The sequence below is a fragment of the Synechococcus sp. CS-1333 genome (assembly GCF_025128015.1).
GTDB lineage: Bacteria > Cyanobacteriota > Cyanobacteriia > PCC-6307 > Cyanobiaceae > MW101C3.
On record NZ_JAHLYO010000033.1, the window covers coordinates 116210 to 126142 of the forward strand.

The window sequence follows — 9933 nt, forward strand, 5'->3', positions numbered from 1 at the left end:
CCCTGCCTGCCACTCAGGGGCGGCGTTAGCCACAGCAAAGAGCGCCTTGAAGCTTCTCAGAATCACTACACTGTTAGTCAGTAGCACACCAGCTTGATCCGCAAGTGAGTACATCCTTTGGCACCACAGGACCAATCCCAGCTACGAGCTATCCGGTAGTGGGGATGGCACAAACGGGGCCTATTAATGCTTCACAGGCATCGCCGATTCGGATGGGTAGGTCTGTAGGCCGCCAGATACCTGGCAATTCTCTACGCATTCTTCAGATTGATTCGCATTCGTTCGAGCTTCATTCGATTTCGGACGCTATTGATTCAGCGTTCGACGCTATCTACAGAGATATTCTTCAGAATAGATCTGCTGACTGGGACCTTTTTACTCGAGCAGCCAGCGACTTTCTTGACTCCGATCCATCTCCAGCAGAGATGGATCAATTCTTTGAGGCAGCAGAGCCGATAAGCTTTTTTCTTGCAGAATACAGGAAGATCGATGCGGCTTGTGACTACTGGCTTGATATCCTTGGCGTAATCACGAATAGGGAACGGCAACTGAGTAGGCAATATCACAAAGGCTCTGGCTACTTCTTTTGGGCATGTTCATGGTTTAGTCGGGGAGATACTGATACTGGCTTGCTGATAATGAACAAAGCGCTCATAGAAGATAAGCGACAACAATGCTGTTCAAACGGGAATTGGCCCAACTCATCAGCGGCAATGGTTGTCACTCTTGATCAGAGTCTTAACCTTCTTCATCCAGCGAGTTGGTGGGTTGGCGAACAGGTACAAGAAATTGACGATGCACTTGACAGCGCCAACTTAAATCTTCGAACGAGTGACATTCGAAGCCGTCTGTTCCTTGGCTCGGATACAGATCTTATTTCGCTGCTCATCTATTCACACTCCTCTATCCTTCGCATAGAGCGCTTAAATCTTGATCACCATGATAGCAAGCTGCTTGGATCCTTGGCGCTTAACCATCTGTTTCGAATTACGGTTATTATCGAGAATCTATTAAAAGCAAGGACTGGCAGCCATGGGTCTTTCATGCAGCAGATTCAAGAGTTATCTTGTCAGATTGGCGGCCAGCTCAAAGGCCAAATGCCATCGCAGAATGGATTGCAGTATGCATCCTGTATCAATGATCAAAGAAAAGCCAATGCAAGTCTTCTTCTTAGGCAGCTAATAGATGGAACGGCTCGTTATCGAGATGTCGGACAGACTAATGTCAGCAACCTTGATCAGCCACTTTGCGTTGCATATGTTCTGCGCAACATAGGCGCTCATGATCTTGATGTTCCGGTAATCATTGCCGAGGAAATCCATTCTCTTCGTGTTCACGTCCTTGCAACTCTGGTTAAATGCGTGGAAATCTATTATCCGTGATCTCTCCTGCCCCGAAAGTGGCTAACACAGCCATTCACCTGACCCGCCACCCCAGAAGTTCTTTCCCCCTTAATTCACTTTACCTGAGGCTTTCTTCGGGCAGGTGATGGCAAGAGTTAGCCAGACGAATCACGCAGCTCATGAACGACCTGGACAGCACCGTGACTGCGATCCTCGACGCGAGGGTGGCAACGCCCATTTGTCGAAGCATCCTGGTGGCAATCACCGGAATCGACGGTTGCGGCAAGGGCTATGTCACGGCACGGATCGCGGAGATCCTCCGAACACATGGGATTCGGGTGGCGACGATCAATGCGGACGCGTGGTTGAACCTTCCCAGTAGACGCTTTGATGCCTCCAACCCCGCTGAACACTTCTACCTCAACGCGATACGCTTCGACGACATGTTCACACAGCTTGTCCTTCCGCTCCGCGATCGCCGTTCATTGCGCGTTGAGGTTGACTACGCGGAGGAAACTGCAACCGCATACAGGCGGCACCTTTATGAGTTCGAACGGATCGACGTGATCCTGCTGGAGGGGATTTATCTCCTGAAACGTGCGCTGCAATCTCACTACGACAGATCAATCTGGATCGACTGCACCTTCGAGACGGCGTTGGAACGCGCCGTCTCACGAGGTCAGGAGGGCCTGTCTCCACACGACACAGCCCGTGCGTACCGAACGCTCTACTTCCCCGCGCAGGACATTCATATCGCACGGGATGATCCCAGAGCGGCCGCCACGGCGATAATCAGCAACGATCCCCGGCTCAGTGCCGATGGTGCGCTGATGTGACCCATGGGCCACGCCCGACCGGAACAGGCTGAGCATGCACACGCCCGACCCAAGCTTTGTGGCAGGCGACGGACTCAGACGAGCCCTCGAACTGCTCATGTCACCGGATGGCTCTACGGGCGACCTGCCACCTGGGCTGCCAGAAACCGGGGTCGGTGAGGCTCGGGTGCTTGAAATGATGTCCGGACGCGTGCTTGGAGAGGCTGCCCGGCTCGGTTCATCCAGCTCGCTCGCTCACATGGACCCGCCCACGCCGTGGATCACGTGGGCGATGGCCTTGTGGGACGCCAGCCTCAACCAGAACATGCTCCATGAGGTGACATCGCCCTTTGCCACCCAGGCGGAGGCGCGCGTCCTGGCTTGGCTGACGCCGTACTTCGGCATGCAGGGCGGGCACTTCTGCTCCGGTTCAACGATTGCCAATCTCACTGGACTCTGGGCGGCGAGAGACGCCGCAGGCGTGAAGACCGTCGTGACGTCTGATGCCGCGCACCTCAGCGTCGAGAAGGCCGCTCGAATGCTCGGGCTCGCATTCGTGAAGGTCCCTGTTGACGCGCTAGGGCGGCTCGATCGCGAGCAACTGCCTGACCTGAGCGACGCCTGCCTGGTGCTGACCGCTGGCACGACCTTGACAGGTGCGATCGACCCTCTCGATCTGGTCGGCACCGCGACATGGACGCATGTGGACGCGGCGTGGGCAGGCCCACTACGACTCAGCCACGCTCACGCTGGCAAGCTCGACGGGCTCGATGGCGCTGACTCCGTGGCGGTATCGGCTCACAAGTGGTTGTTCCAGCCAAAGGATTCGGCACTCGTACTATTCCGCGATCTCGAGGTCGCGAACGCGGCAATCAGCTTCGGTGGTGGCTATCTGGCCAAGCCGAATGTCGGGGTGCAGGGCTCGCGATCAGCGGCGGCGATTCCGCTGCTCGCGACCCTGCTCGCCTGGGGGCGCGAGGGACTTGCGCAGCGACTCGATCACTTGATGGAGGTGGCTGACGCGCTGGCGGATGCGATCGAGTCAAGCGAACACCTGGAGCTCTGGAACCGGCCGCAATCAGCGATCAATGTCTTTCGTCCAACGAACCGACAGAGCGACGCCTTTGTTCAGGCCGCTCCCGCAGGCATGTTGTCGAAGTGTGTTCTTGAGGGTGAGACTTGGGCGCGGTCGGTGGCGGCGAACCCATCAGTGGACCTGGATCTTGTGATCGAGAGTGTTCTCGCAGCAAGTCGAGCTAATGTCTAAAAGGCGCTTCGAGCAGGCGCACAGCTCAAACGTTCCACGTTGGGCAGTAATGCACCATCAGGCTTCCAGTTAAAGCCTCGAGCAACCATGCCATACGTTCACATTCAGATCACACGCGAAGGTGCAACAGCCGAGCAAAAGGCAGAGGCAACATGACGACGACTCCTCATGCGGCAGCCTATGTTGAAGTTGCTGAGCTTATACAAGATTACTTCGACGGGCTTTATCATGGCGACACGCAGCGTCTGCGTCGCGTGTTTCATCCTGAAGCAGTGTATGCCACAGCCTCCGAAGGAGAGCCGCTCATCCTTCGGATGAATGAGTATTTTGAAATTGTCGACAGCAGGCCATCGCCCGCCTCAAGAGGAGAGCCCCGAACTGATCAGATCCTGTCGATTGAATTTGCCGGGCCAGTTGCAGCCGTTGTAAAGCTGCGATGCTCGATTGTTCCCAAGCACTTCATTGATCTCCTGTCTTTGATTCGCGTGGATGGGCGATGGCAGATCATCGCCAAGGTCTTTCATCTCACTGTCCACGCCCCTTGATGAAGAACGAGCTGAACAAGGTGATGCAGCTGCGCCACGCATGGGCGCGGCTGAGCTTTGACGTTGGGCGTGCTGTTTGCTAGGAGGAGGCTGTGTCCGACGTTGTCATCAGGCATGTAGAGCAGGACGACTATCAGCCGATCATCTCCATCGTTGATGAGTGGTGGGGTGGTCGGCCGATGGCCGCCATGCTCCCCAAGCTCTTCTTCGTCCACTTCCGCTCCACCAGCTTCACCGCCGTAGCGGATGGTCAGATCGTTGGGTTCCTCATCGGGTTCGTTTCGCAGACCTTCCCCGACCAGGCCTATATCCACTTCATTGGCGTGCATCCTGCACGTCGTGGAGAGGGGTTAGGGCGCCGCCTCTATGAGCATTTCTTTGCCACGGCCGCCTCGCTTGGCTGCCGCACTGCTCGCTGCGTTACCGCTCCGGTGAATCGCAACTCGATGGCCTTCCACCGTCGCCTTGGCTTCTCTCTCCTTGACTCCGACCACAAGGTCGACGGTGTTCCCGTCGCCATGGGCTACGACGGGGAGGGTGAAGACCGCGTGATCTTCACGAAGGATCTGGATACCCTTGCCATCAAGCGTTGGACAGACCAACCACGGGATTGAGCCCACGTGCGAATCGCCATCATTGCGTTGGGTAGTCGTGGCGACGTGCAGCCGCATGTTGCGCTCGGGGTGGGGCTCAAGCGGGCCGGGCATTCCGTTCGTGTTGTCACATCCAGCGACTTCGGCGAGCTCGTAGGGGCTCATGGGCTCGAGTTCTGCGACACGGGTGTGAGCACCGAGGCGATCGCTAGCGAGATGCATGACCTCCTGGAAGCAGGCAACGTTCTGAAGATCATGGCCGCGATGGGGGTGTCGGCAGAACGGGTGGCGGTTCAGGCGGCGACGAATGGTCTCGCCGCCTGCGAAGGCGTCGACCTGATCGTGAGTGGCCTGGGTGGGCTGTTTGTTGCACAGGCGCTCGCAGAGAAGCTTGCTGTTCCCTTCGTGCAGGCCTACCTATACCCGTTTTCGCCTACCACCGCGTTCCCCGGCGTGCTCACGCCAGTCCCTCAGACTCCCCTCACGTCCTGGGCGAACGCTCCGTCCCATCGCGTCACCCAGCAGATGCTGTGGCAATCGTCGCGATCGGCGGACGCGACCATCCGGGTGAAGGTTCTGGGTCTCAAGCCGTCGGGCTTCTGGGGGCCGTTCGCTGCGCTGGCGGGCGCGGGCCACCTGTGCCTGTATGGATACAGCGCACACGTGATCCCGGTGCCGCAGGACTGGTCCTCCCGGAACCATGTCACGGGCTACTGGTTCCTTGAGCCTTCAGAGGATTGGCATCCGCCGGCAGAGCTGGTGGCCTTCCTTGAAGCGGGGCCAGCTCCGGTGTACGTGGGGTTCGGAAGCATGGGAAGCCGGAACCCGGAGGCGACGGCAAAGTTGGTGCTGGAGTCGCTGCAGCGGACCGGCCAGCGTGGTGTTCTCTCCTCCGGCTGGGGCGGGCTCACTGCGAACGATCTGCCCGATTCCGTGTGCATGGTGGGGTCAATCCCACACGCTTGGTCGTTCCCGCGCATGGCGGCCATCGTGCACCACGGCGGCGCCGGCACCACAGCCGCAGCCTTGTCGGCTGGCGTGCCCTCCATCGTCACACCCGTGCTGGGCGATCAGAGCTTCTGGGCCAGGCGTGTCAGCGACCTGGGAGTCGGGCCGAGGTGCGTACCTCGGCGCAAGCTCACCGTTCAACGTCTGAGTGAGGCCATCGGGGCTGCTGTCAGTGATGACACGATCCGCGCCAAGTCAGCCACGCTCGGTGAGCGGATTCGGGCGGAGGATGGCATCTTAACGGCGGTCGAGCTGATCGAGCGGTGGTTTGAGACGGCTCGGTAAGCTGTCGATCATTTGGATAATCTGTCTCGCTAAGGCTTTAGGTCCTTTGTGTGCCTCAGGCTTTTCGTCCGCGTCAGACTCTCGTCCTCAAGGCGCCAACCGCGCCTTATGCAGCCGGCTCTTCTCGTACCACTCCGCAAACTGCGGCACCCACTCCTGCAGGTGCGGCCACATCAGATCGCAGAGTTCGCGGATCTCCTGCTGGGCATCGAGCTTGGCGCGTAGATCGAGGAAGTGCAGGAACGCGCGCAGGGTGAAGCTCACCACGAAGTGCTGGCGGTAGTCGAACGGCAGGATGCCGCGGGCGTGCTCTTCCGCATAGCCGGCATCCAGCAGATCGCGGTAACGCCCCGCTGCAGCACGGCAGAGCTCCAGATCGATGCCCCGCTGCGTTTCGTCGTAGATGTATTTCTTGCCTTGGCGGTCGCTATAGGCGCCCACGGGCCGTAGATAAAATACTTCTTCCAGGTCTATCTCATTATTAGCAGCCTTGCGAATCCGGTCGCCCGTATATCTCATCGACTGCACATCGAAGCTCACGCCCACGCGATGGGTGCGCGCCTGTTGCATCACGGAATGGGGGAACCAGCCCACGTTCAGCACAATCTGGGCGTGCTCGAGTGGGCCGTAGTGGCCGCGTTCGCCGGCCAGCAGACGCTTCACGCAGATCTCACCGGCCTTGGTTTCATCCGGCCAGTCGGCGCGGTCGGCGGCCACGAAGCCCTCGCTGTAGTCCTGATGCATGCCGGCATACACGCACTGCTGCGGGTTCGGGGTGGCGGCGATCAGCTCAACCCGGAAGCGGGGATCCATGGGCAGGCTCGGTGAGGGGTGGGTGTGTCGTCAGCCGTGGCTGCGCGGGCCGACGGCGGCGGGTTCGCTGCTTTGCGGTCCCTGCTCCAGTCCACTGCTCTTGCCGACGCCGGCCAGGCGCGGCAACGGTTTGTCGTCAAGCAGGGCGATCGTGATCGCGGCCAGTTCGGCCGGGCTGCGCAGGCCCAGCGAGCGGCCGATCGGTTGGCCCTTGCGGTTGAACAGCTCCAGCTGGGGGATGCCGTTCACCTCAAAACGATCGAGCTCCGGGCCCCAACGCGGGTTGTCCACATTCAGCAGCACCACATTCAGCTTCCCGCGGTTCTGGCTTTCCACCGCCTCCATCGCCGGCGCCATCGTGCGGCACGACTCACACCAGTCGGCGTAGAACTCCAGGATCGTGGGCCGCCCGCTCGCCAGCGCCACCGGCAGCTCCAGCGACCGCCGCGCCAGCTGCTCCAGCGGCGCCTGCGGTTGCAGCCAGCCGCGCGCGAAGAACAGCACCAGTGCCAGCAACGCGGCCAGGCCGGCCAGCACCATGCGTTCGCGACGCCCCAGTGGTGGTGAGGAAATGGGGTCGATGGGCGGTTCGGTCATCGGGGCGTGGTTGGCTCGCCTCGGGCTGGGGCACTCTGGCAGCTACGCGCTGCAGGCCGGGGCTGCACACTGCAAGCCGGGGCTAGGTGCGTCAGCATGGGGTTTCGCAGCGCCCTCCCCTCCGTTGAAGCGCCGCCTCACCCTTCACTTCCCGCGCCAGGCGGTGCATCAGCCGATCACCTACCGCCTGGCGGTGGATTTCGACATCGCTGCCAAGATCCTGCGCGCCCAGGTGGCCCCCAACCAGAGCGGCACCATGGTGGTGGAGCTCTCCGGCGACATCGACGAGCTCGACGCCGCCGAGCTGTGGCTTGAAAGCCTTGGCCTCTCGCTCGATCGCGCCCCCGGTGAGATCCGCATCGATCCGGCCCGTTGCGTCGACTGCGGCATCTGCTCCAGCGTCTGCCCCAGTGGCGCGTTGAGCAGTGCGCCACCCGATTGGCGGCTTAGCTTCGATGCCCAACGCTGCCTGGTCTGCGAACAGTGCATCCCCAGCTGTCCGCTCGAAGCGATCGCCTTGGTGCTGGAGCCCCGATGACGGCGCCTGCCCCCCGCCGCCGCCGGCCATGGTGAAGGCCCAGCCCCGTAACGGCCCGGTGCGGGCCCTGCTGCGGCTCACGCTTCTGCCGTTGCGCGCTCCGTTCCTGGTGGTGCTGCTGGCGGTGAGCGCCTACCTCGGCATGCAGTGGGTGCTGGTCTATCCGCACGAGGCGGTGTCGCTGCTGGCGCTGCCGCGCCACCAGCAGTTGTTCTTGTCGGTGGAGTGCCTCCACTCGATGATGGTGGTGGTGCTCTGCACCATGCCCGGCTACCTGCTGGCCCAAGTGTCGCGGCTGATGAACGCCAGCAAGGTGTTCACGCTGGTGTTCTCGCTGCTGGTGGTGAGCGTGCTCGCCATCTACATGATCGATCTGGGCCGCCTGGTGGCCGAGGTGCTGATCCTCGGCTCCTCGGTGTTCCTGGCCCGCCTCGACCTCGCCCGCATCCGGGTGGTGCCGCCGCCGCCGCAGCTGGCCCTGGTGCTCAGCCTCTACGTGCTGGTGGGCATCGGCCTGGGGCGCTGGCTGTTCCTGGAGGGGATCTGGCGGCCGCTGCAGGTGTGAGAGCAGATCGAGGCTGCGGCCTTGCGGCTGACGCTCAGCAGCCTTGCTGTTGCGCCAGCGCCTGGTAGCTCCACACGTTGCCCAGCACCTTCTTCACGTAGAGGCGGGTTTCGGGGAACGGGATCGCCTCCACCCACAGTTCCGGCTCGCGGCTGAGCGAGAGGCTGGGGTCGGGCGGCTCCTCCAGCCAGGAGCCCACGGAGCCCTGGCCGGCGTTGTAGCTGGCGGCTGTCAGGAAGGGATTGCCGCTCCACTGGCGCAGCCGCTGGTTCAGGTAGCGGGCCCCCAGCGGCACGTTCACCTCCGGTTGGCGCAGCTGTTCATCCGATACCGGCGCCCCGGCCAGCTCCGCCGCCGTGGCCGGCATCAGCTGCAGCAGCCCCACGGCGCCGACCGGGGAGCGCACCCCCGGCGTGAAGCGCGATTCCTGCTTCGCCACCCCCAGCAGCAGGGCGGGGTCGAGCCGCTCCGCCGTGGCCGCCGCCCCGAAGATCGCGCCGAAACGCAACGGATGCAGTGCCTGCTCCAGCGGCAGGCTGGCGCGGCAGCTGGCGCCCACCCAGCGCAGGCTGGCCAGTTCCAGCTGCCCGAGGCCCGTCCAGTCGTCGCCCACGCCCTGGCGCAGCCGGCCCTCCACCGTGAGCTCCGCCGGCTGCTGGGGCGGCTGGTTGCGGCGCGCCGTGCGCCAGCGCTCCCAGGTCTCCAGCGGCTGGTCCAGCCGCCATAGGCGGTTGAGGTTGCTGTTGCCGCTGCGCAGCGGTTGCCACGGGGGGGTGGGCGGCATGGTTTCCTCGCTGCTGCCGTTGCTGCGCAGGGCGAGCGGGGCCTCCAGCCCCAGCCGCACCCGTGTCCGCCAGCCGTAGTAGCCCCAGGGGTTGCGCTCCAGCAGCTGGCTCCAGGAGCGGCGTGCGGCCTCCTGCTCGCCCAGTTCCTGCTGCGCGTAGCCCAGCCAGAACAGTTGCCGTGCCGCCAGCGGGCTGGGCAGTTGCTGCGGCTCCAGCGCCGAGAGCAGCACCGCCGCCGCCGCCCAGCGGCGCTTCAGCAGGGCCTCGCGCGCCAGCTCCCACTGCAGCTCCCAGCTGGCGGGATCGGTGGGCCAGCGGCCCAGCACCTGTTGCCAGCCCCTGCCGCTGGTGGCGGCGCGGCGGGCTGCCACCGGCGCGCTCTGCTGCAACGCCTGTGGCAACCGTGCCAGCCGCGCCAGGGTCGTCGGGCTGTCGTTGCCGCTCAGCAGGCGGGCGGCCTCCAGCGCTTCCGGTGCCGCCGGCCAGCGGCTGGCCAGGGCCAGCAGCCGCGCCTCGCCCGCCTGACCCTGGGCCGCCGTGCCCTTCAGCAGCGCCCGGCCGATCACCAGCTCCGTGGCCGCATCAGACGGCGCCCCCGCCAGGCAGGCCGCGGCGGCGGCGCCATCACCCAGTTCCCCCAGCCCCCGTGCCAGCACCCGCCGCTCGGCGGCGCTCAGTGGTGGCGTCTTCAGCTGGCAGGTCTGGCGCAGCAGCCCTTCAGCCCCTGGCCAGCGCGCGCCCCAGCGGGCCAGGTGCAGGGCGCCTGCCCGGCGCTGGGC

At 63.0% G+C, this 9933-nt stretch carries 11 protein-coding genes; 8 read left to right on the forward strand and 3 right to left on the reverse strand.

Annotated features, from left to right (window positions below):
• Positions 1-104 precede the first annotated feature (104 nt).
• The 6 genes from KQ303_RS13605 to KQ303_RS13630 all read left to right on the forward strand — a co-directional run bounded on the left by KQ303_RS13605 (position 105) and on the right by KQ303_RS13630 (position 5856).
• Entirely contained in the window at positions 105-1382 is a 1278-nt protein-coding gene (locus KQ303_RS13605; RefSeq protein WP_259730708.1) for a hypothetical protein, read from the forward strand.
• A 140-nt stretch (positions 1383-1522) separates the two neighbouring features.
• Positions 1523-2179: a uridine kinase gene (locus KQ303_RS13610; protein WP_259730709.1), complete on the forward strand. Its 657-nt coding sequence runs from the start codon at positions 1523-1525 to the stop codon at positions 2177-2179.
• Positions 2180-2417: 238 nt separating this feature from the next.
• On the forward strand, positions 2418-3425 hold the full coding sequence (locus KQ303_RS13615; protein ID WP_259730710.1) for an aminotransferase class V-fold PLP-dependent enzyme: 1008 nt from the start codon (positions 2418-2420) through the stop codon (positions 3423-3425).
• A 152-nt stretch (positions 3426-3577) separates the two neighbouring features.
• Positions 3578-3970 carry a nuclear transport factor 2 family protein gene (locus tag KQ303_RS13620; RefSeq protein WP_259730711.1) on the forward strand — a complete coding sequence of 131 codons (393 nt, stop codon included), beginning with the start codon at positions 3578-3580 and terminating at the stop codon, positions 3968-3970.
• A 92-nt stretch (positions 3971-4062) separates the two neighbouring features.
• On the forward strand, positions 4063-4584 hold the full coding sequence (locus KQ303_RS13625) for a GNAT family N-acetyltransferase (RefSeq protein ID WP_259730712.1): 522 nt from the start codon (positions 4063-4065) through the stop codon (positions 4582-4584).
• A gap of 6 nt (positions 4585-4590) precedes the next feature.
• Positions 4591-5856: a glycosyltransferase gene (locus KQ303_RS13630; protein ID WP_259730713.1), complete on the forward strand. Its 1266-nt coding sequence runs from the start codon at positions 4591-4593 to the stop codon at positions 5854-5856.
• A gap of 87 nt (positions 5857-5943) precedes the next feature.
• Here KQ303_RS13630 and thyX read toward each other — a convergent pair whose 3' ends face one another.
• Positions 5944-6669 carry an FAD-dependent thymidylate synthase gene (gene thyX / locus KQ303_RS13635; RefSeq protein ID WP_259730714.1) on the reverse strand — a complete coding sequence of 242 codons (726 nt, stop codon included), beginning with the start codon at positions 6667-6669 and terminating at the stop codon, positions 5944-5946.
• 30 nt (positions 6670-6699) lie between these two features.
• A complete protein-coding gene (locus KQ303_RS13640; RefSeq protein WP_259730715.1) occupies positions 6700-7266 on the reverse strand; it encodes a thioredoxin domain-containing protein in 567 nt (188 codons plus the stop codon).
• 124 nt (positions 7267-7390) lie between these two features.
• On the opposite strand from KQ303_RS13640, the gene KQ303_RS13645 reads away from it, so the two are divergent.
• Both KQ303_RS13645 and KQ303_RS13650 read left to right on the forward strand, forming a co-directional pair.
• Positions 7391-7804 carry an NIL domain-containing protein gene (locus tag KQ303_RS13645; RefSeq protein ID WP_094513552.1) on the forward strand — a complete coding sequence of 138 codons (414 nt, stop codon included), beginning with the start codon at positions 7391-7393 and terminating at the stop codon, positions 7802-7804.
• Between the two features lie 28 nt (positions 7805-7832).
• Positions 7833-8369 (forward strand): hypothetical protein, encoded by a 537-nt coding sequence (locus KQ303_RS13650; RefSeq protein ID WP_259730716.1) that lies wholly within the window; start codon positions 7833-7835, stop codon positions 8367-8369.
• Between the two features lie 34 nt (positions 8370-8403).
• Here KQ303_RS13650 and KQ303_RS13655 read toward each other — a convergent pair.
• On the reverse strand, positions 8404-9933 hold a 1530-nt coding region (locus tag KQ303_RS13655), incomplete at its 5' end, for a lytic transglycosylase domain-containing protein (RefSeq protein WP_259730717.1).